25 protein-coding genes are annotated in these 21,185 nt (G+C 57.0%); 9 read left to right on the top strand and 16 right to left on the bottom strand.

Features of this window, described 5'->3' with window-relative positions; translation table 11 throughout:
- Positions 1–219 precede the first annotated feature (219 nt).
- The 3 genes from AC2FIB_RS19295 to AC2FIB_RS19305 all read left to right on the top strand — a co-directional run bounded on the left by AC2FIB_RS19295 (position 220) and on the right by AC2FIB_RS19305 (position 3,054).
- Positions 220–1,818 carry a phosphoenolpyruvate carboxykinase gene (locus AC2FIB_RS19295; RefSeq protein ID WP_496737193.1) on the top strand — a complete coding sequence of 533 codons (1,599 nt, stop codon included), beginning with the start codon at positions 220–222 and terminating at the stop codon, positions 1,816–1,818.
- A 369-nt stretch (positions 1,819–2,187) separates the two neighbouring features.
- Positions 2,188–2,478, top strand: coding sequence for a hypothetical protein (locus tag AC2FIB_RS19300; RefSeq protein ID WP_058273655.1), 291 nt, complete (start codon positions 2,188–2,190; stop codon positions 2,476–2,478).
- Positions 2,479–2,589: 111 nt separating this feature from the next.
- A complete protein-coding gene (locus AC2FIB_RS19305; protein ID WP_496698571.1) occupies positions 2,590–3,054 on the top strand; it encodes a hypothetical protein in 465 nt (154 codons plus the stop codon).
- On the opposite strand, the gene AC2FIB_RS19310 is transcribed toward AC2FIB_RS19305, so the two are convergent.
- Complete coding sequence (locus AC2FIB_RS19310; RefSeq protein WP_496737191.1) at positions 3,051–3,815, bottom strand: sulfite exporter TauE/SafE family protein; 765 nt, start codon at positions 3,813–3,815, stop codon at positions 3,051–3,053. The two genes, AC2FIB_RS19305 and AC2FIB_RS19310, sit on opposite strands and share 4 nt — an antisense overlap.
- A gap of 145 nt (positions 3,816–3,960) precedes the next feature.
- Here AC2FIB_RS19310 and AC2FIB_RS19315 point away from each other — a divergent pair, with 145 nt between their 5' ends.
- The 3 genes from AC2FIB_RS19315 to AC2FIB_RS19325 all read left to right on the top strand — a co-directional run bounded on the left by AC2FIB_RS19315 (position 3,961) and on the right by AC2FIB_RS19325 (position 6,865).
- The gene (locus AC2FIB_RS19315; protein ID WP_496737189.1) at positions 3,961–5,652 is read left to right on the top strand and encodes an acyl-CoA dehydrogenase family protein; all 1,692 of its coding nucleotides are present in this window, start codon (positions 3,961–3,963) and stop codon (positions 5,650–5,652) included.
- Positions 5,653–5,868: 216 nt separating this feature from the next.
- Entirely contained in the window at positions 5,869–6,423 is a 555-nt protein-coding gene (locus AC2FIB_RS19320; protein ID WP_496737188.1) for a hypothetical protein, read from the top strand.
- Positions 6,424–6,472: 49 nt separating this feature from the next.
- Positions 6,473–6,865, top strand: coding sequence for an META domain-containing protein (locus AC2FIB_RS19325; protein ID WP_496737187.1), 393 nt, complete (start codon positions 6,473–6,475; stop codon positions 6,863–6,865).
- Here the strand turns inward: AC2FIB_RS19325 and recO are convergent.
- Positions 6,849–7,574, bottom strand: a complete 726-nt coding sequence (gene recO, locus AC2FIB_RS19330; RefSeq protein ID WP_058273270.1) for a DNA repair protein RecO — start codon at positions 7,572–7,574, stop codon at positions 6,849–6,851. The two genes, AC2FIB_RS19325 and recO, sit on opposite strands and share 17 nt — an antisense overlap.
- 96 nt (positions 7,575–7,670) lie before the next feature.
- Positions 7,671–8,570, bottom strand: a complete 900-nt coding sequence (locus AC2FIB_RS19335) for a hypothetical protein (protein ID WP_496737186.1) — start codon at positions 8,568–8,570, stop codon at positions 7,671–7,673.
- Between the two features lie 278 nt (positions 8,571–8,848).
- On the opposite strand from AC2FIB_RS19335, the gene AC2FIB_RS19340 reads away from it, so the two are divergent.
- Complete coding sequence (locus tag AC2FIB_RS19340) at positions 8,849–9,154, top strand: NIPSNAP family protein (protein ID WP_496737184.1); 306 nt, start codon at positions 8,849–8,851, stop codon at positions 9,152–9,154.
- 28 nt (positions 9,155–9,182) lie between these two features.
- On the opposite strand, the gene AC2FIB_RS19345 is transcribed toward AC2FIB_RS19340, so the two are convergent.
- The 3 genes from AC2FIB_RS19345 to era form a co-directional block, all read right to left on the bottom strand.
- Positions 9,183–9,506 carry a SemiSWEET transporter gene (locus AC2FIB_RS19345; protein WP_496737183.1) on the bottom strand — a complete coding sequence of 108 codons (324 nt, stop codon included), beginning with the start codon at positions 9,504–9,506 and terminating at the stop codon, positions 9,183–9,185.
- Positions 9,507–9,610: 104 nt separating this feature from the next.
- Complete coding sequence (locus tag AC2FIB_RS19350) at positions 9,611–9,940, bottom strand: DUF1491 family protein (protein WP_109312284.1); 330 nt, start codon at positions 9,938–9,940, stop codon at positions 9,611–9,613.
- Positions 9,937–10,845 (bottom strand): GTPase Era, encoded by a 909-nt coding sequence (era, locus tag AC2FIB_RS19355; RefSeq protein WP_496737181.1) that lies wholly within the window; start codon positions 10,843–10,845, stop codon positions 9,937–9,939. Before era ends, AC2FIB_RS19350 begins: the two co-directional genes overlap by 4 nt.
- A gap of 157 nt (positions 10,846–11,002) precedes the next feature.
- On the opposite strand from era, the gene AC2FIB_RS19360 reads away from it, so the two are divergent.
- Entirely contained in the window at positions 11,003–12,379 is a 1,377-nt protein-coding gene (locus tag AC2FIB_RS19360; RefSeq protein ID WP_496737179.1) for a multicopper oxidase family protein, read from the top strand.
- Positions 12,380–12,407: 28 nt separating this feature from the next.
- On the opposite strand, the gene AC2FIB_RS19365 is transcribed toward AC2FIB_RS19360, so the two are convergent.
- The 10 genes from AC2FIB_RS19365 to folK form a co-directional block, all read right to left on the bottom strand.
- A complete protein-coding gene (locus AC2FIB_RS19365) occupies positions 12,408–12,884 on the bottom strand; it encodes a hypothetical protein (protein ID WP_496737177.1) in 477 nt (158 codons plus the stop codon).
- A gap of 156 nt (positions 12,885–13,040) precedes the next feature.
- Positions 13,041–13,718 carry a ribonuclease III gene (gene rnc, locus AC2FIB_RS19370; RefSeq protein ID WP_058273658.1) on the bottom strand — a complete coding sequence of 226 codons (678 nt, stop codon included), beginning with the start codon at positions 13,716–13,718 and terminating at the stop codon, positions 13,041–13,043.
- Complete coding sequence (gene lepB / locus AC2FIB_RS19375; protein WP_496737175.1) at positions 13,715–14,554, bottom strand: signal peptidase I; 840 nt, start codon at positions 14,552–14,554, stop codon at positions 13,715–13,717. Before lepB ends, rnc begins: the two co-directional genes overlap by 4 nt.
- A gap of 57 nt (positions 14,555–14,611) precedes the next feature.
- The gene (acpS, locus tag AC2FIB_RS19380) at positions 14,612–15,031 is read right to left on the bottom strand and encodes a holo-ACP synthase (RefSeq protein WP_496737174.1); all 420 of its coding nucleotides are present in this window, start codon (positions 15,029–15,031) and stop codon (positions 14,612–14,614) included.
- Positions 15,028–15,651, bottom strand: a complete 624-nt coding sequence (locus tag AC2FIB_RS19385) for a LysE family translocator (protein WP_496737172.1) — start codon at positions 15,649–15,651, stop codon at positions 15,028–15,030. The genes acpS and AC2FIB_RS19385 overlap by 4 nt, the downstream gene beginning before the upstream one ends.
- On the bottom strand, positions 15,648–16,394 hold the full coding sequence (locus AC2FIB_RS19390; protein WP_496737171.1) for a pyridoxine 5'-phosphate synthase: 747 nt from the start codon (positions 16,392–16,394) through the stop codon (positions 15,648–15,650). The genes AC2FIB_RS19385 and AC2FIB_RS19390 overlap by 4 nt, the downstream gene beginning before the upstream one ends.
- A complete protein-coding gene (locus AC2FIB_RS19395; RefSeq protein WP_058273282.1) occupies positions 16,387–17,085 on the bottom strand; it encodes a DUF2062 domain-containing protein in 699 nt (232 codons plus the stop codon). The genes AC2FIB_RS19390 and AC2FIB_RS19395 overlap by 8 nt, the downstream gene beginning before the upstream one ends.
- Before the next feature lie 16 nt (positions 17,086–17,101).
- Positions 17,102–19,234 (bottom strand): RelA/SpoT family protein, encoded by a 2,133-nt coding sequence (locus AC2FIB_RS19400; RefSeq protein ID WP_496737170.1) that lies wholly within the window; start codon positions 19,232–19,234, stop codon positions 17,102–17,104.
- 26 nt (positions 19,235–19,260) lie between these two features.
- Positions 19,261–19,614 (bottom strand): DNA-directed RNA polymerase subunit omega, encoded by a 354-nt coding sequence (rpoZ, locus tag AC2FIB_RS19405; RefSeq protein ID WP_010437681.1) that lies wholly within the window; start codon positions 19,612–19,614, stop codon positions 19,261–19,263.
- 94 nt (positions 19,615–19,708) lie between these two features.
- Positions 19,709–20,266, bottom strand: a complete 558-nt coding sequence (gene folK / locus AC2FIB_RS19410) for a 2-amino-4-hydroxy-6-hydroxymethyldihydropteridine diphosphokinase (RefSeq protein WP_496842626.1) — start codon at positions 20,264–20,266, stop codon at positions 19,709–19,711.
- Positions 20,267–20,419: 153 nt separating this feature from the next.
- Here folK and AC2FIB_RS19415 point away from each other — a divergent pair, with 153 nt between their 5' ends.
- A complete protein-coding gene (locus AC2FIB_RS19415; protein WP_058278950.1) occupies positions 20,420–20,992 on the top strand; it encodes a LabA-like NYN domain-containing protein in 573 nt (190 codons plus the stop codon).
- Positions 20,993–21,185: the final 193 nt, after the last annotated feature.

Raw genomic sequence — 21,185 nt, forward strand, 5'->3', positions numbered from 1 at the left:
CAAAAAAGCCGTTAATGCGCGTAAAAGCGCCTTGTTTTCTGGCGGGAAATTAGTGGTGGCGCTAAACTTTGACTTGGTTGCGCTAACTGCGCCAAACCGTCCTGTTCATGCCCCAAACGACCATGTTAAGACCCGCGCATCCGCCGGTTTTTCCCGGTATACTGCCCCAAGAGCGCCCCCGGCCCAACTGCCGGCGCGCCGCCACAGGAGAAGAAACGCATGACATCTGGACGGGTTAACCCGCAATTCCGCCTCGAAGATCAGGGCATCGAGGGTCTGGGCAATGTCTATTACAACTTCATGGAACCGGCGCTGATCGAAGAGGCGCTGAAGCGCGGCGAAGGCACTCTTGGCAATGGCGGAGCCTTCCTGGTTACCACCGGCAAATTCACCGGTCGTTCGCCCAAGGACAAACACGTCGTCAAAACCGACAGTGTTGCGGATACCATCTGGTGGGAAAACAACGCCGCGATGACCCCCGAAGGTTTTGACGCGCTGTATGTCGATATGCTCGAACATATGAAGGGCCGTGATTATTTCGTGCAGGATCTCGTCGGCGGCGCCGATCCCGCCTATTCGATCAATGTGCGCATGGTCACCGAACTGGCATGGCACAACCTGTTTATCCGCCACTTGCTGCGCCGTCCGGATCGCGAAGACCTGGAAGAGTTCATTGCAGATTTCACCGTCATCAACTGCCCTAGCTTCCTGGCCGACCCGGCCAAGCATGGCTGCCACAGCGAGACCGTGATTGCGCTGAACTTCGACCGCAAGATGATCCTGATCGGCGGTACGGAATACGCGGGCGAGAACAAGAAATCGGTTTTCACCCTGCTGAACTACATGCTGCCTGAAAAAGGCGTGATGCCGATGCATTGTTCGGCCAATCACGCCGTTGGCAACCCGGTCGACACCGCCGTGTTCTTTGGCCTGTCCGGCACCGGCAAGACCACCCTGTCGGCAGACCCTGCCCGCACGTTGATCGGCGATGACGAGCATGGCTGGTCGGATCGCGGCACCTTCAACTTCGAAGGCGGTTGCTATGCCAAGACCATCAATCTGAACGCCGAAGCCGAGCCGGAGATCTACGCGACCACCAGCAAATTCGGCACTGTGATCGAGAACATGGTCTTCGACCCCGAAACCAAGGAACTGGATTTCGAGGATGACTCGCTGACCGCCAACATGCGCTGCGCCTATCCGCTGGAGTATATCTCGAACGCCTCGAGCAGCGCGCTGGGTGGGCACCCCAAGAACATCATCATGCTGACCTGTGATGCATTTGGTGTTCTGCCTCCGATCGCGCGACTGACACCAGCACAAGCGATGTATCACTTCCTATCTGGCTTCACGTCGAAAGTCGCAGGAACCGAGCGTGGCGTCACCGAGCCTCAGCCGACATTCTCGACCTGCTTTGGCGCACCCTTCATGCCGCGCCGCCCGGAAGAATACGGCAACCTGCTTCGAGACAAGATCGCTCAACACGGTGCAACTTGCTGGTTGGTGAACACTGGCTGGACCGGCGGCGCCTATGGCGTTGGCAGCCGGATGCCGATCCGCGCAACCCGCGCACTGCTGACCGCGGCGCTGGAAGGTTCGTTGCGCGACGCAGAGTTCCGCAAGGATGCGAATTTCGGCTTTGACGTCCCGGTCTCGGTTCCCGGCGTTGCCGAAGTTCTGCTGGACCCGCGCCGCACTTGGGATGATCAGGCAGCATTTGACAAGCAGGCTGAAAAACTGGTGCAGATGTTTGCCGAGAACTTCGAGCAGTATCTGCCCTTTATTGACGATGACATCAAAGCCGTCGCAATCGGTTGATATCAAAGGGGGCGGTTTTCGCCCCCTTCCTCTTCCCACAGACGAGTAACTTCGCGGTAATCTTTTTGTGGTTGTATAATGCACCTTGCATATACAAATTCATTGCCCGCTGCAGCAGATTGCAGTACTCCACTGTGTCATTATGACGTAAAAGCCCGGCGCTTTCGCACCGGGCGGGAAGTAAAAAGACCTTGGGGACACTCAATGAGCGCGCACTCACATTCGCGATTTGAGCAACCTAATCAGATATCTAGTGTAATCCATCGGGGATGGGTGTCAACATGAGACGTGCTGAAAAAATTCAGTTTCGGCGAGATTCTAACTTTCGCTTTAGCGCGAAAGGCGACAGGGAAAACGACAGGTAAACAAATGACAGAAATCTCGAAACTGACCGAACTTCGCAAATTGATGCAGAGTATGGAACGGACGCTTGGGCTGGAACAACTCTCTCCGGTTGAGCGTGACATTTACTACGCGGCTGAAGAATTGTCGAAAGCCGATCAGGAAGTCCGTACGTTCGGTTTGATCGAGCATACCCTTGTTCAAAGCGTCTCGCGCCCGACATTTTTCCGTGCGCTGAAATCGCTGGTCCAAAAAGGCTATCTGTCCCAAAGCGGCAACGCCAACCGGGGGCGGTATATCGTACATGCGCCCAGGTGACACCGCCAACCTGCGTGTTGATGGCTAATCATCGTGCGCAGATGGGCCTCTGACACTTTCTTCGCCTCACTGGCTTACATAGTTGCTTCATTCCTCACTTTCGAGGTCTTGATGCCGCTGCAAAACGTGTTCTTTCCGGAATATCCAAGCCGGGCCAGCCTGCTGTTCCTACCTCACGGGGTTCGGGTCCTGGCGGCGTGGCTGTTAGGGTGGCGCGCGATTTTCGCATTGTTGCCGGGCGTCTTTGCAGTCTTTGCATTCCTGGGGGGCGCGGATGTCTTTTTACCCAGCCGCTTGTTGGCAATTGTCATCGCGGTCACAACGGTTCCCACCGTGTTCTACTTGCTCAAGTGGGCAGGTTGGGACTTGTTCCCCAGACCCGATCGCAAACCCTGCTGGTTGTGCGTCATGGGTGTCGGCGTGATCACGTCGTTCCTGGCATCCGCTATGACAAACATGAGTTTTGGCAGCGCAGGGGTAGAGTACATCGCCTTTCTGATCGGCGATATCTCGGGGCTGTTTTTCCTGATGCTGGGGCTTTACTTCGCGTTTCGGTTTATGGACCGCAGAACTTAACCCATCAGACCGCGGCGCAGCAAGTTCAACCCAGCGGCCAACAACACAACCAAAGTCACTTTTCGAAACAACGCCTGATCGATTCTCGATTGCAACTGCATGCCCACCCACATCCCGATCACCGCCGGAACGATCAGGGCAGCCGAAAACGGCGCGGTGTCGGCCCGCAGGATACCTGATCCCATATGGGCGACCATCAGGGCAATTGCGCCCAGCCCATAGATGACCCCCTGCACCTGCATTTGCACGGCTTTCGGTGTGTTCAGGGCCGTCAGGTACGCCACCGTTGGCGGCCCCCAAATACCAGACATACCACCGACAAATCCTGCGACGGCCCCTATGAGAACTTCAACACGGGCCGATGGTTCTTTCAGCAACAGTTTTACACCCAGGACCTGGATCAAGGCAAAGAACGTGACTGGAACGCCGATCATCAACAGGAAGGTCGATGTCGGCACCAAAGTGACCAGCTTGGCTCCGGCCAGAAGGAACACCAAGCCCACAATCAGAAATATACGAAACTCCCTGACCGACGACACGGCCGCGGAAACACCCTGTCCCAAAGCCTGAAAGACATTAGTTACCAGTGTCGGAAGGATCAGGCCCGCGATGGCCAGCTCGGGCGGTAGAAAGACACTCAACCCTGAAACCATAACCATCGGCATGGCGAAACCGACGATGCCTTTGACCCACCCAGCCAGAAACGCAACGCTCAGAGCCAGCAGAAGATCCTGTGGAGGTAGTAAAGAAAACAATGTCATGGCCCCCTGATATCATTCCTGACGGGCGCTGCACTGCAAAAACGCTCGAGAAATATTAGAACTTTTTCGCAACGTAATACGTATTTTTGTTGCGCTGCACGTGCAGCATGATATGACCAGACGACACGAGAAAAGGACACGATTCATGGCCCATGACGGACAGGATATGACCCAGATGACGACACCTGCGATTTTGCCCGATCTTCTGAGGCTGACCCGTGCGGCCGCACCCGCCGTTGAAACAGTGTTTGAGCGTGCGCGTGAGTCGGTGCGCGGTATGGTTTCCGCTGATGGCCGTGTATCCGGTGCCTTGATCGAAGCCAATCAAACTGCCGCCCATGGCTTGTCATGGCTGGCCACATATTCTCAGTCCCTGAAACAGATGCAACGCTGGGCCGAGGCGCTGGAGGCCGAAGGCAAGTTCGGTGAAATCGAACAGTTGCTGCTCCAAATCGCCTTTGGCGAATACCTGCACCAGGTTGCGGGCGGCATTCCGATGAACCAGGGCGAAGTCGTGCGCCTGCAGGACATGGGTCTTGGCTGGGACGCGCTTTCCGGTTTTCAGATCCCCGAAATTCAAACGTTGATGGCGCAGGCCAATTCTCAGGCCGCCCGCAGCCGTCTGGTCAAGCTGATGGAAGATCAGGCAGGTGCCACCATGTTCGGTGCCTCGGGTCTGGACGAAGAGCTTGAGATGATCCGTGACCAGTTCCGCCGCTATGCGGTCGAAAAGGTCGAGCCCCACGCTCATGACTGGCACCTCAAAGACGAACTGATCCCGATGGAAGTCATCGAGGAACTGGCGGAAATGGGTGTCTTTGGCCTGACCATCCCCGAAGAATTTGGCGGCTTCGGCTTGTCCAAAGCCTCGATGTGCGTCGTGTCCGAGGAATTGTCGCGCGGTTATATCGGCGTGGGCTCTCTTGGTACACGCTCCGAGATCGCGGCCGAGCTGATCATCGCGGGCGGCACCGATGAACAAAAAGCCAATTGGTTGCCTAAACTGGCCAGCGCCGAAATTCTGCCGACAGCCGTTTTCACCGAACCAAACACTGGCTCGGATCTGGGCAGCCTGCGTGCACGTGCGGTCAAGAACGCGGACGGTGACTATGAGATCACCGGCAACAAAACCTGGATCACCCACGCGGCACGTACCCATGTGATGACCCTGCTGGCCCGGACCAACCCGGACACCACCGATCACCGCGGTTTGTCCATGTTCCTTGCGGAAAAGACCCCGGGCACAGACGAGAACCCCTTCCCCACGCCCGGCATGACCGGCGGTGAGATCGAAGTTCTGGGTTATCGCGGAATGAAGGAATACGAGCTGGGCTTTGACGGCTTCAAGGTCAAGGGCGAGAACCTTTTGGGCGGTGAAGAAGGCAAAGGCTTTAAACAGCTGATGGAAACCTTCGAAAGCGCGCGCATTCAAACCGCTGCCCGCGCCATTGGTGTGGCCCAAAGCGCGCTGGATATCGCGATGCAATACGCGCAGGACCGCAAACAGTTCGGCAAGTCGCTGATCAACTTCCCCCGTGTGTCCGGCAAACTGGCCATGATGGCGGTCGAAATCATGATCGCACGTCAGCTGACATATTTCTCAGCCTGGGAAAAAGACCACGGTCATCGCTGCGACCTTGAGGCCGGCATGGCCAAGCTGCTTGGTGCCCGTGTGGCCTGGGCTGCGGCGGATAACGGTCTGCAGATCCATGGCGGAAACGGTTTTGCGCTGGAATACAAGATCAGCCGCGTTCTGTGTGACGCGCGCATTCTAAATATTTTTGAAGGGGCTGCCGAAATTCAGGCACAGGTTATTGCACGGCGTTTGCTGGGCTAACCGGAATTAGGCATCCCGTTTCCCCAACTAGACCCGGCCTTGTGCCGGGTCATTTTCTTTACTCCGTACCCCAGTTTGAAATTCATGCCGCCTGATCTGTGACAGGATAGAGACCTTTCTGATCCTCAATCGAAAAAACTTCCCCCTTTGCTTTTTGTTGAAACCCCTTTAGGGCACGCTGCGACCCAAACCGGGCCCAAGGATGGTGATGACAGAATGACCCGACTATTTTTTGCGCTTTGGGCGACCGTTGCAGCCCTGATACTGGGCGGATGCGCCACAACCCAGCCTGTGGCGGGCTACACCGAGGTAGACGAGCTGGCACTGGCGATCGAAAACCTTGGACCCCAAGTCGATCCTGCCGAGGCACAAAAGGCCGCCACCATCGCCTACACCTATTCGCAGCAACTGAAGCGGGATTGGAACGTCACAGACCCGGCGATTATCCATAACGCCAAGGTCATCAACGGGTTCCGGGAAAAGGGATTGTGCAACGACTGGGCGCAGGCCATGACCCGCCGCCTGCAGCAGGAAAACTTCCGAACTTTGGACGTGCACTGGGCTACGTCGCCCCCAACCGCCTTTCGGATCATCCACCATTCTGCCGCTATCAGCGCCAAAGGAGACACGATGAAAGATGGCATCATCCTTGACCCATGGCGCAACAGCGGTGCGTTATTCTGGGATCAGGTAAGCGAGGACACCAGATACAACTGGAGGCCACGCCTGGACGTTCGCGAAGAACTTATCAGCGGTGAGATCCCCTACTAATCTGGCTTCGCCGGTTCCCTCGGCACCAGTAAGAAAGTAAGACACCCGAATGATGCGTCTGATCCTGACACTGCCTTTGATTGGCCTGTTTCAATGCGACAGGGACGAATCTGTTGCCGCCTACGGCGCCGCGGACCAGACTTGGGTGCTGCAGGAAATCGACGGACAGCCTTTCCAGGCCAGCGCCATGTTGCGGTTCCCCGAAGAGGGCAAGATTGCGGGGAACGCCCCTTGCAACAGCTATAGCGGCACCCTGAACGCGCCCTACCCCTGGTTCGAGATTTTGGACCTGACGGCAACACGCGCGGCCTGTGCCGGGCTTGAGGCCGAAGGGTTCTATTTCGCTGCGCTGATTGCGATGACGCAGTCCGAAGTATCCGGCGACCTGTTGATACTGCGCAATGATGACGGGCACGAAATGGTGTTCAAAGCCGCCGAGTGAACTGATCCACAAATCTTGCCCGCGCATCCGGCAAGGGGTTATGCCCCAGGGACGGGGCTAGATGGTGTTCCAGAAAGTAACCGGTGGTTTTCAACCCTGCGGCAATCTCAGCGTCCGGCGCTTGCCCCTCACCGCGCAAACAGGGTGGCAGGGGCAACAGCTTATCCGCCCATTCGCCAGCACCATCGGCGCTAACGGCTCGACCAGTCTTGGGGGAGACATAGACCAACCCATCCGCCGCCCCTGTCACAGCACAGGCCGACAGGTCCAGGCCAAAGCCCAGTTCTTCAAGCAACGCCAATTCCCAGCGCAGGTAAGCTAGCGGCCAGATTTCGTCCTGCCCCAGCAGATCCAACAACTGTTCGGTCTGTTTGTAGATCGCTGGATGCGGTTCACGCTCGGGCAGGCAAAAGGACAACAGCGCAACGGACGCGTTCAATCCTGCCAACGCCATCCGACCCGAAAATGCCGCTGCTGCGCGTGAACGCAAAGGTTCAACCTGAAAAGCGCCAAGATGTTCTTCCAACCGCGCCCGCCACAAAACATCAAGCTGCGCACCGGGTTGCAGGATCGGGGCGATCTTGCGGCTGGTGCCGCCGCGTACGACGCCTGCATGACGACCGTGGCCTTCGGTGAAGACCTCGATAATCGCCGCCGTTTCGCCATGCCGACGAGACGTCAGAAGGATGCCGTGATCGCGCCAGTCCAAATCAGGCTCCTTTCGTCTCAGGCTCGCCCCCGGTTTGTAACAGACCGCAAGGCGGAAACATCCGCAAGGGCGCAGGCATCCAACTGGTCTTTGGAATTAGAACCGGGCCCTGAAGGCCACCCCAACCAACGGCGCGGTTTCATAGTTTTGGCGGCTGAGTTCCGTGCCGTTCGCATCATCCAGTGTAAGGCGCCCATCCAATTCAGCACCTGCGAAAACGTTCAGCGAAATGCCGGGATTGGGATTGTAGCCAAAGGAAACCACCACTGGAATACTTTTGTCCTCACCTATCCCGTTTGGGGCCAGCCCTTCCTCGTCAAGCCGGAACCGAATGCGCTCAGAGCGAGCAGAAAGGCCGAGGGTCATCGTGTCATTCAGCGCATAGCTGAGTGTCAACCCCGGCCCCTGCGTTGCGCCAATCCCCGAGCCGGTATTCAGGTTCCAACGGTCATTGATATCCCAATCCACCAGAAGCGCCGGAAAAAAATCGATATCATCGTCTTCGAACTGCGAAAACGCTCCAAACGCAGGGCCGATGGTCAGGCTCTCGCTTAACTTCCAGGCAATACCAGCAAAGACACCATAAGTTCTGCCGTCCGCCGCATCAGCGCCGCTCTGGTAGTCCCAGCGGACCTGCGGTGACACGAAAACGCTTGCAGTATTGCCGGCACGAAATCGAAGTGGAACAGAGATTCTGATGTCGCGGATGTCCTCCCACGGTTGGTTATCCGCCTGACTAAAGTTGTAATCGAACCTGCCGATGCTTGCTGACAGCCCAACCGAGGTTCCACCATTCAGATTATACAAAGCGGTTGTTCGCAAAAACGCGCGACTGGCCGAGAACTCCCCGCCTTCACTCAGGTCCGCGTTGCTTTGATAAGCGGCCAACCCATCGATTTGATAAACCCACCCCAACCTCTGCTGCGCAAAGGTGGGCGAAGTCACCATGCCCAAGACAAGGATCGTTGAACAGCAGGCCAAAGTGAAGGTTTTCATCTTTTTTCAACTCGATAGGGGCAAGGACACATTCTCAGATAGCATTCTGTCGGACACGATCAAATGATTGAAGGGAACTGAATTGTAGAGTGTGACAGCGAAGTCGAAGACAAACCCTGCGTACTGGCTTTTGCTCACCACCGAAACGATGGCCGCCAGAAAAGACCTGAGATTGCGCTGTAACTCCCATCTATGGTCAATATGTTACCAACCTCGTTTCCTTGACAACGCGGGGTTGCCACCCTTTATTTAACAACATAGTTAAACAGGAGGTCACGATGCGAGGCATAACCATTACATATTCCTTCGATGGCAACGAAGCCGAATGGCAGGCCACCATCCGCACATTTATCGAGGCAATCAACGCCGACCCCGAGGCGGCCGGAAAATTCACTTATCAGGTTGCGGTCGCTGATGACGGAAAGTCCCGGGTTCACTGGGGCCGCTGGGACAGCGCCGAGACATTGGCTCATGTGCAGTCGCAACCCTATTTTCAGGCCTTCGCACCCAACGTAAAGCAATTCGCCGGTGAAACATTGACCACCACCGGGCACAACATCACACTTAAAAGCAGCGGCTGGTGACGTCTTGGCGCCGGATCGTGGCGGCTGGTCAAAACGTTAAACCAGCGTGAATCAGGATACCCAGAACCATCAGGACATTCAGCACCATCGAGATACCGTTGCCCACGTAAATAGGCAGCTTGCCGACCACCAGCCCGTAGGCGAACCATAAGAATGACAGCACAGCAAAGAGCGACCATGACAGCAGAGACTGGCCGGTCGCATGTTGTGAATGCGTGAAGTACAGCTTGATCAACTGCGGCAGCGTGGCAAAAGGGCCGACAATGCCAATGAAGACCATGAAGCCTTCAAACCGATGCATCCAATGACCAAGTTCTGAATTTTCAAGCTTTTCAGCGAGTGTTTCGGCCATACATACACCTATTATCTATTCAAACGGTGCGGCGATCCTCGCCGACAGAGTGCGGGTAAAATAGACGTTTTGGTCCGAGCGACCAAGACCCGTTGAACTGCGTGCTAGTCCAATCCCTCTTCGCCCAGCAGATGACGCCCTTGTCGGTCTTCAACCTCGATCACCCAAAGGTCAGGGTCAAAGCTGCGTTGCCGGGTGATGGCGTCGTCGACCTCTGTCTCGGCACCGGAGGAAAGCTCGACCCATTTGCGCTCACCGCTCATCAGATCAAAGCTGCGCTGAAATGCGGCCGCTTGCCCATCCAAGGTGTTTAGTTTGACCAACACCGCGCCCGCTGTGTCGTCGCCATGTGCCACGACAAAAGCAGGGATTTCCTGAAACCGTAACCGCGCCAAATAGGCGTGGACCCAAAAATCAGCCGTTAGGCGAGTCATGCATTACCGTCTTTGAAATCCAGACCCATTTCAGAGTAACGCTCGGATTCCTCCAGCCAGTTCGGGCGCACTTTGACCTGCAGGAACAGATGTATCTTGCGGTCCAGGAACTCTTCCAGTTCGGCGCGCGCGGCTTGGCTGACCGCCTTGATCGTCTCGCCCTTTTTGCCCAGCACTATGCCCTTGTGACCGTCGCGCATGACATAGATGATCTGGTCGATCTTGGCAGAGCCGTCTTTGCGCTCTTCCCAGTTTTCGGTCTCGACCGTCAGTTGATAGGGCAACTCCTGATGCAGGCGCAGTGTCAGTTTCTCGCGCGTCATCTCAGCCGCGATCATGCGCAGGGGCAGATCGGCGATCTGATCCTCGGGATACAGCCAAGGGCTTTCGGGTAGTTCCGCAGCCAGCCATTTTCGCAGATCGTCAACGCCATAGCCCTTTTCCGCGGAAATCATGAAGGTTTCGGAAAAGGGGTAGCGTGCGTTCAGGTCGCTTGTCAGGGCCAGCAGCGCCTCGGACTGGACCTTGTCGATCTTGTTGATCGCCAGCGCAACCTTTCGGCCCTGCCCGATCTCTTCCAGACCTTCGAGGATACGCTCGACACCTTCGGTGATGCCGCGATGCGCCTCGATCATCAGAACGACGACATCTGCATCCGCCGCCCCGCCCCAGGCCGCGGCAACCATGGCGCGATCCAAACGACGACGCGGTTTGAACAGGCCGGGTGTGTCTACAAAGACCAGCTGCGCATCGCCTTCCATTGCCACACCGCGAATGCGGGTACGGGTCGTCTGAACCTTATGCGTCACGATCGAAACCTTGGCCCCGACCATACGGTTCAGCAGGGTGGATTTTCCTGCGTTGGGCTCTCCGATCAGGGCGATAAATCCGGCGCGTGTGGTCATGTGTCTGGCGTTCCTGGTTGCAAGTGCGCACCCCTATAGCAGAAAGGCCGCGCGGGCCAGAGGGATTTGTCGCATTGCGGTCATGCAAAATCGGTGGCACGCCTATTCCAAGCCGCGCCAAATCCAGCCAGGCAACCATCGGAAAATGAGGCAAGACATGAAACGTCGCGAGTTTCTTTTGGGCAGCGGGGCCGCTGCCGGCGCGCTGGGTCTGGGCGGTTTCGGGTTGGCGCAGGGGACGCCGGAGTTAACCATTCAACCAGCAAGCTTTGCCTTGCGGAATAAGGTGACGACCGGAATGGTCAGCCTGTCCCCTAACGCACCGCCGCCGGTATTGTATGGCAAGCAAGGGGAAGTGATGCGGTTACCCGTGCGCAATACGCTGTCGGAATACACGGCAATGCACTGGCATGGGATGCGGATCGCGAACAACATGGACGGAGTACCTTACCTGACCCAAATGCCATTGGGTGAAGGTGAGGTCTTTAACTATGAATTCACTCCGCCCGATGCAGGCACCTATTGGTATCATCCACATTGCATGACGATGGAGCAGATGGCCCACGGTTTGACGGGCGTCATGGTGATTACAGAACCCCAAGACCCCGGATTTGACAGCGAACAGGTGATCAACTTGCGCGACTTTCGTTTGGATGAAGATGGCGCGTTCCTGCCGGCCTATACCCAGCGCGGCGCTGCACGGGCCGGGACCTTTGGCAATGTCCACACCGCCAACTGGGTGCAGGGTGCTGTCTACGATCATGCCGCAGGCAGCCTGGTGCGACTGCGAGTCGTAAATACGGACACAACGCGTATCTACAAACTGCATCTTGAGGGCGGCGATGCACGGATTATCGCGTGGGATGGCCATCCGCTTGAGATTAACATCCCGATGCCCAGCGCAGATGAGCCACTTCTGATGGGACCAGGTCAGCGCGTGGATTTTGCGGTTGCAATGCCCGGCGACGACGGGCGCAGCGTTGCGCTGATGGCCAAACTGCCCGGTCAGCCACACAGACCCATGGCGCAGCTGCGCTCGATTGGATCATCGGTGGCACGGGACCTGCAAGAATTGCGCCCCCTGCCTTTAAACCCAGTCTCCAAACCCGATCTGACCAACGCCGAACTGCACGAGTTTGTTTTTGGTTGGACCCCTGAGGGAGGTCAGCCCAACAATGGATTCTGCGGCTCGCTGGGGTATAACTTCTGGTCGATCAACCGCAAGCCCTGGCCCGGTGACGCGGCAAAGGGTGTCGGTCCGCTCGCAACGTTGGAAATGGGCAAAACCTATGTCTTGCGACTGCGAAATGAATCCCCGAACCTGCACCCGATCCACCTGCACGGGCTGGCCTTTGTTCCGCTACGGTCGAACCTGCGCAAATTGCCGCCCCTGATGACCGACACGATGCTGCTGCTGAAGGACGAGGTGGCCGAGATCGCGCTGGTCGCCGATAACCCGGGCGACTGGGCATTTCACTGTCATGTCATCGAGCACCAAAAGACCGGGCTGACTGGATTTATCCGGGTGGTCTGAGGGGCGTGCTAGACGCCCCCCAGGCATTTCATGCGTTCTGGCGATCAATCAAGCGCAAGACGGCAACCATGACGATCCCGTAAAGAACATGCCCGATTAGTGCGACCCAAGTGATCGCCGAGAAGTTCAAGAAGGTCGGCAGACCGGACAAGGTCGTGATACCACCCAAAGCAAAAACCCAGAGACCAAACCCGTAAATAGCCGAGGCCACAAACATATGAACGGGGCCAAGTACCTTAACCCATACCGGTTTGAAGATCAGAAACCACCCCAGCGGATAGGCTATCAGGCCCACAAGATAGAAATGCACGAAAAAGCCCAGAAACGCATTGCTGGGCAGGCCGAGACTGGACAACAGGCTCTGGGCCAGCCCTTCCGGTGAAAGATTGGCCCAGCCGATGCCGGGGCTGACAACCTGCCCCCAGAAATCGAAGGCGATCGTGGCGATAAAACCGGCGATGAACAAAAAGCCGATATTCACTGTGGTCAGTTTTGCGCTTTGCATTTGAATGCCTCAAATCATTGTATCTGTTTCGCTTTGCTCGCTTGTTCTTAGACATGCGCCAAAGCGGATGATGTTCAGATACGCCCGCGACCCGAGGTCCGCCATAGGCCTCAAGTTAGATTGAGAATTGTGACATGTTCGGGCTGTCGAGGGTTGCTATTTCAACTGATCCAGCAGCGCCTTTGCGGCGGCTTGTTCAGCCTGACGTTTCGACCCTGCCGTTGCCTGCGCTTCGGTTCCGTCCTGCAACCGAGCCGCAATGGTAAACACCGGGGCGTGATCCGGGCCGCTACGTTTGACCTCGACGTAAGCCGGCGGTTTTTGCCCACGCGCCTGCGCCCATTCCTGCAGCGAGGTTTTGGCGTCGCGCGCATCCGCTTCAACGTTGTGGACGCGATCCCCCCACAGTCGCAGAATGACGTCGCGCGCAGCCTCGAAACCGGCATCGCGATAGATTGCGGCGATTACAGCCTCCATCGCATCACCCAGCAAGGCCTGTTTGCGGCGCCCACCTGACAGCATCTCGGACCGGCCCAGTTTCAGCACCACGCCAAGATCGATCTGCCGGGCCACATCAGCGCAGGCCTCTTTGCGGACCAACGCGTTGAACCGAGGGGCCAACTGCCCTTCGGATGCTTTTTTGTCGGCCTCCAGCAAGGCGGTGGCCATGACAAGACCCAGAACCCGATCGCCCAGAAACTCCAACCGCTGATTGTCGGGTCGTGTCGAGGACGAGACCGATCCATGGGTCAGTGCGCGCACCAGCAGTTCAGGGTTCGAGAATTCGTACCCCAGACGCTGCTGGAACGCCTTTATCTCGGTCGAAAGCTTCAATTGACCGCCTTGAAGAAGCGATCCCCGCGCCATGTCCAGAAGAACAGCATCGACCGGCCAGCGGATGAGAAGAGGATGCGATCAGCCCGCCCGATCAGGTCTTCGTAAGGCACATAGCCTACGCCACCTGCAGATTGCGGCACGCGGCTGTCGCTGGAGTTGTCGCGGTTGTCCCCCATGAAGAAGTAATGCCCTTCGGGAACCGTGTAGATGCCGGTATTGTCAGCCGCCTGGTTGCCGATGTTCAGCACTTCGTAGGACACACCGTTTGGCAGTGTTTCGATCATACGCGATTTTTCGCAGACACCGCCAAAGCCGACAGGACCGTTTTCGCAGCGTGGGCGCAAACCTTGCGAACCTTGTGGTTCGGCGACTTCGGTGAATACGCCATCAGGTTCTTGTTGTACGGGCGCACCGTTCAGAATGATCTGACCGTCCCGCACCTGAATGCGGTCCCCGGGCAGACCAATCAGACGTTTGATATAATCACGACCGCTGACCGGGTGGCGGAAAACAATGACGTCACCGCGTTCGGGGTCACTACCCCAGATACGGGTGTTTTCATCGCTTTGCATCCAGCCGCAGAGGTCTTCGGCGTCAACATTCAAACCGACGCTTGGGATGATCAGGCTGGGACAGGACGCGTAAGAATAACCGTAAGACATTTTGTTGACGAACAGGAAATCCCCGATCAACAAGGTGGGCTTCATCGAGCCCGACGGAATCCAGAACGGCTGAAACAGGATCGTGCGGAAGACGCCCGCGATCAGCAAGGCATAGACGATGGTTTTGATCGTCTCCCAAACGGCGTTACCTGTTTTGGCTTCCTCGGCCATACTGCTCTCCGGTCGTTTATTCGTTGGGGTGCTACATGCGGGTCAGTTAAGGGCAAGTCAAGGCTGCGCGGGGCCATCGTGAAGCGGACGCGCCTCGATCACCACGAATGCCTGTGCCCAGGGGTGATCGTCGGTCAGGGTGACGTGGATGATGGCCTCACACCCTTCGGGCGTCATCTCTTTCAGTCGATCTGCCGCCCACCCGGTGACATGCATCACAGGCTGACCGGTGCGTAGATTGGTGACCGACATGTCCTTCCACGCGATGCCCATGGCAAGACCGGTGCCCAGCGCCTTAGAGCAAGCCTCTTTCGCGGCCCAGCGTTTGGCGTATGTTCCAGCAACATCTGCGCGACGTTCCGCTTTGCTCTGTTCGATTTCGGTGAAGACACGATTGCGAAACCGGTCGCCAAACCGGTCGAGTGTGCCCTGAATGCGGTCGATATTTGCAAGATCTGTGCCGATGCCGAGTATCATGACAGCCGCACAGTCAAAATCTTGTAACTCGCGACCCCAAAGAACCCGGCAAAGGCGAAGTCGAACCACCGGCGAGCACGGCGGTAGGCCTGCACCATACGCTCGGAGGAAAAGAGGAAGGCGTAGCCGATGAAGATCAACAACGATCCGGCGTAAAGCATGGCGAAATAGCCCAGCAACATCGAAAGGCTGGCATCATTCGGGGCGACGATGGCATAGATGGACCCCCAACTCAGAATCGCCTTGGGATTTGTCAGGTGAATGGCCGCGCCCTTGGCAAAGATTGTGCGAAAAGAGCCGGTGACAGGGTTGCCCATAGCAACCTCATCAGATGTCACCGCCCGGCGCAGCGCCTTGATCGCCAGCCAGCCCAGGTAGGCCACCCCTATATAGCGGATGACCTCGAATACCCAAACATTGGCCAGCATGATTGCTGATAGGCCCAACGCCGCGGCAATACCCCACGCTGCAGAGCCTGCACAAATTCCAAAGGCAAACACCAGACCGGCGCGGCGACCTTCGTTCATTGCCGTTCCGGCAATCCCCATTGTTGCAGGCCCCGGAGAGCCACCGGCCATCAACCAGGCAAACCAGATCGCAACAAATCCGGGTGTGATCATCCGCGCGCCTCATCCATTAGACGCCGCATCTCGGCCATGGCAGGTGTGAGGCCGCGAAAGATGGCCTCGCCAATAAGGAAATGGCCGATATTCAGCTCGCGCACTTCTGGGAACGCCGCAATTAGTTGTACGGTGTCATAGGTCAGGCCGTGGCCCGCGTGGACCTCAAGGCCCAATGAATGGGCAAAAGCAGACATTTCGCGCAGGGCTTCCAACTCACTGTTGGCCTTGTCCGCGTGGCCTTCGGCCATGGCATCGCAATATGCACCGGTGTGCAGCTCGATCACTTCGGCGCCGATACGGTGCGCGGCCTCGATCTGGCGCTGATCAGCAGCGATAAAGATCGACACACGACACCCGGCATCACGCAGCGGCGCGATAAAATGAGCCAGCTTGTTTTCCTCGCGCGCGACCTCCAGCCCGCCTTCGGTGGTGCGTTCTTCGCGCTTTTCAGGGACGATGCAAACGGCATGCGGCTTATGGCGCAAAGCAATTTTCTGCATCTCGGGCGTCGCAGCCATCTCAAAGTTCAACGGCACCGACAGAACCTCCATCAGGCCATCGATATCGGCGTCCGAGATATGGCGACGGTCTTCGCGCAGATGCGCGGTAATCCCGTCAGCCCCAGCCTCTTCTGCCAACTTGGCGGCACGCAGCGGATCAGGATAGGCCCCGCCCCGCGCGTTGCGAACCGTGGCCACGTGGTCGATATTCACGCCAAGACGCAGGTGGTTGTCAGACATCGCTCGAATCCTTCTTAAGGCCCTGATCTGAACCTAGGGCATTCATCAATGGAACGGCAGGCTTTGTTTCGGCCAAGCGTTTGATTTCGTCAAACTTTGCCTTGATCTTGTCGCGACGGCGTTGCTGATAGGTGCGGATCAGCGGCAAACTGAGATAGGAGCAGATTACACCCGCCAGAATGCCCGGAAGAACGCCGCCAATCATGTAGGGAAAGAACACTTCGTTATAGAAGATGCTGAGCCCATGCCAGTCCGCGACACGGTCGGTGAACATGGCAATAAAATTGTTCTTCAGATCACCCATTGCATCTGTGAACTTGCCCATCAGCCCATGTGTATCACCCTTGTGGAATTTGGTTCCCAGCAGGAAATGCCCGGTCTGCAGGCAAACCACGCCGATTGGCACATAGGTGAGTGGGTTGCCGAAGAATGTTCCACTCAGAGCCGCCAGAATATTGCCGTTCAGCAGGCGCGCCACCACGGCAGCAACAAGAAAATGCAATCCGTAGAACGGAGTGAATGAGGCAAAGACGCCTGCACCGATGCCACGCGCAATGCGCTCGGGGGAATCCGGCAGCCTACGAACACGATGCTTGACGTAGTGAAAGGCCCGCGTCCATCCACCACGGGGATAGACGAATTCAGACGCGATCTGGACAGGCGAGCGTCGGTCTCGGCGCTTAAATACCACTCCTGATCACCCCTTCTCAGCCAGCCGCAACTGCGGTTTTTGCCCTGTCCCGATACCGTTCCACTGCCGCCACGTCGCTTTCGGCCTCGAGCATCAGCATGAGCGAATGCAGCTGCTCCAGGTCACGCAGTTCGACATTGATCAGCAAGCGGTAAAAATCCGGTTTGCGGTCGACGAATTCGAGGTTCGAGATATTGGCCTTTTTCTCGCCGATCAACGTGCAAATGCGTCCCAGAACACCGGCATCGTTACCAATGGTCATATCCAGCGTCGCACCATAGACAGCCGGGTGCGTTCCTGAGTGCCAGTGCAAATCGACCCAGCGATCAGGTTCGCTTTCGAATTCGGACAGGCGGTCGCAGTCGATCGCATGCACGACAACACCTTTGCCGCGATAGGTTATGCCGACGATGCGTTCGCCCGGCAAAGGCTGGCAACAGGGGGCGCGGTCAAATTTTTGGCCGGCCTCAAGGCCGATCACCGCGCGGCGTGGGGAAATGGCGTCCCCTTCATCCTGTGTCAGTTCCGGGTAGACCGCGCTGACAACGTCATGGGCCGTCAATTCCGCACTGCCGAGACGCGCCAACAATTCATGACGATCCTTCAGGCGCAGGTGTTTCGCAGCGGTATCTAGCGCCTTATCGGTAGCCTTTCGACCGACATGTTCGAAACCGGAACGCGCAAGTTCCTTGCCCAGCTTGATGAACCGCTCGCGGTCGACCTCGCGCAGCGCACGCCGAATGGCGGTCCGGGCCTTGCCGGTCACTGCAATCTCAAGCCACGTTACCTGAGGCGTCTGACCGTCAGCGGTAATTACATCCACCGACTGACCATTCTTGATCCGCGTCCACAGTGGCACACGGATGCCGTCCACCTTGGCGCCAACGCAGGCATGGCCAATGCGGGTATGGATCGCATAGGCGAAATCAATCGGCGTTGCCCCGCGCGGCAGCTTGACAACATCACCCTTGGGCGTGAAGCAAAACACCTGGTCCGAGTACATTTCCAACTTGACCGCTTCGAGGAAATCTTCGTGATCTTCCTCACTGTCGAACTGTTCAGTAAGGTTCGCAATCCACTTGGCCGGATCAACGGCAAAAGGGTTTTCCGAGCGGACACCGTCGCGGTACGACCAATGCGCTGCAACGCCGGTTTCTGCCACATCATGCATCTGACGGGTGCGGATCTGAACCTCGACCCGTTTCCCGTCGCGGCCGGAAACTGTTGTGTGGATCGAGCGATATCCGTTCGATTTCGGCTGACTGATGTAATCCTTGAACCGACCCGGCACCGCGCGCCAGCGCTGGTGGATCGCACCCAGCGTCCGGTAACAATCTTCCTCGGACCGGGTAATGATGCGAAAACCGTAGATGTCGGACAGGCGCGAAAAGCCCTGATCCTTTTCCTGCATCTTACGCCAGATCGAATACGGCTTTTTGGCGCGACCAAACACTTCGGCTTCGATGCCCGCCTTTTCCAGCTCGTGCCGCATGTCGCCGGTGATCCGGTGAATCACGTCGCCGGTTTCACGTTGCAAGGTGATAAAGCGGCGAATGATCGACTGGCGACCTTCGGAATTCAGAACGCGGAAAGCAAGATCCTCAAGCTCTTCGCGCATCCACTGCATACCCATGCGACCCGCGAGCGGCGCATAAATATCCATCGTCTCGCGTGCCTTCTGCACCTGCTTTTCCGGGCGCATTGCCTTGATAGTGCGCATGTTGTGCAGACGGTCAGCGAGCTTGACCAGAATAACCCGCAGATCCTTGGACATGGCCATGAACAGCTTGCGGAAATTCTCGGCCTGTTTGGTCTCGCGGCTGGACAGCTGCAGATTGGTCAGCTTGGTGACGCCATCGACCAGCTTGGCAACCTCTTCCCCGAACAGTTCGGACACTTTGCCATAATTGGCCTTGGTGTCTTCGATCGTGTCATGCAGCAACGCCGTAATGATCGTCGCATCATCAAGACGCTGTTCGGTCAGGATGGCGGCCACGGCAACAGGATGCGTGAAATAGGGTTCGCCTGAATGGCGAAACTGACCGTCATGCATCTGCTTTCCGAACTCATATGCTCGGGCGATGCGGTCAGCATTAGTCTTGGGGTTGTAGTTGCGGACCAGCGCAATCAGGTCGTCTGCAGAAATCATCCGGTCCGCACCTTTATCTTTGGGGATTACCCCTGGCCTTGAGCCTCCATCAGAGCGCGCAGCAGCTTCTCTTCCGACATATCGTCATCGGCAGGTTTGTCCGACTCCGCACCCATCAGCAGAGCCATCTGATCTTCTTCCGGCTCGTCGACCTCAATCTGGGTCTGGTTGGCCTCGATCAGGCGCTCGCGCAGTTCATCCGCGCTTTGAGTTTCGTCCGCAATCTCGCGCAGCGACACGACGGGATTCTTGTCATTGTCACGGTCGACGGTGATCGGGCCGCCGGCAGAAATCTCGCGCGCGCGATGGGCGGCAAGCATCACCAGTTCAAACCGGTTAGGAACCTTGTCTACGCAATCTTCAACCGTCACGCGGGCCATGGGGCGCTCTCCGTTACTGAATCCATGTCAGGAAGAGGTTTATCTAAGGGCGAATCCCTGCCTTGACAAGCAAGAAATGCTGCAAATGCACCGTTCACACAGCCGTGACCTTTGCAATATCCGCCGCGGGCAGGTCTGCCAGCATTTCGGTTACCGTCCGGCCCAGTACAGGATGCCGCCAATCCGGGGCTACGTCCGCCATCGGAACAAGTACAAAAGCACGATCCTGCAGACGCGGATGTGGAATAATCAGTCGGTCCGGCGCCTTTTGCGTCTGTTCCTGTGCTGGCAGGGTCAGCCAGCTGTCATATACGGTGCGATCCGGCAGAACCAAATCATCATAGCACACCAGATCAAGATCCAGCGTTCGCATACCCCATCGCTGCACCCTTTCGCGGCCAAACTGATGCTCAATCTGGTGAAGCAGGTGCAACAAATCGGCTGGTGTCCTGTCCGTTTCGATCACTGCAGCCGCGTTAATATAGTCGGGCCCGGCACCTGCCGGGAAGCACGGGGTCTCAAAAAAACGGCTGACGGCACGAATCACCACTCCTTGACGCAACATCGCGTCAAGTGCGCTTTGAAGTGTCACCTTGGGGCCAATACCTCTCAATTTGAGATTTGCGCCCAGCGCAATAACCGCTTTTGACATAGATTTGTACGTTCCATTCACTATATTCGGCGAATTGCATGCTTGCGATACGACCGAAATGGCCTAATTATAGAAGATCAGCGCGCCGCATATTTCCAAATACCCACTCACGTAACACCACGGCGTCCTGTATTGTACCGGAAGGACCTATTTATGTTCTATAAAGACGAACGGCTAGCGCTGTTCATCGACGGCTCGAATCTTTATGCGGCCGCAAAAGCACTGGGGTTTGACATCGACTACAAATTGCTGCGCCAGGAGTTTATGCGCCGCGGCAAGATGCTTCGGGCTTTTTACTATACGGCGCTATTGGAAAACGACGAGTATTCCCCGATCCGCCCCTTGGTTGACTGGCTGCATTACAACGGCTTCACCATGGTGACAAAACCGGCGAAGGAATACACCGACAGCATGGGGCGTCGGAAAGTCAAAGGTAACATGGATATCGAACTGACGGTCGACGCCATGGAACTGGCACCACGTGTCGATCATATCGTGTTGTTCTCGGGCGATGGGGATTTCCGCCCGCTGATTGCCAGCTTGCAACGTCAGGGCGTGCGCGTTTCGGTGGTTTCGACCATCCGCAGCCAGCCGCCGATGATCTCGGACGAGCTGCGCCGCCAGGCTGACAACTTCATCGAACTTGAAGACCTGCGCGACGTGATCGGGCGACCTCCGCGTGAAATGCCCATGGAGCCACGCAGCGTTGCTGCGGGTGGACAGTAAGACCCGGCCACTCACCAAGCCCGGGGGAAGAAATTAGCGCGGTCAGGCTGTACCAACCTGGCCGCGCTTCTTTAACTAAAAGCAGGTACTGAAACACCTGCTGGCTAGCAGTGATTCATGTCAGATCAATGACAATGTCCTGTCTGGACCATAGCCGGGAAAAGACTTACCTGTGGCCTATGGAGACCAAGAC

The organism is Ruegeria sp. YTSA072 (assembly GCF_059610285.1).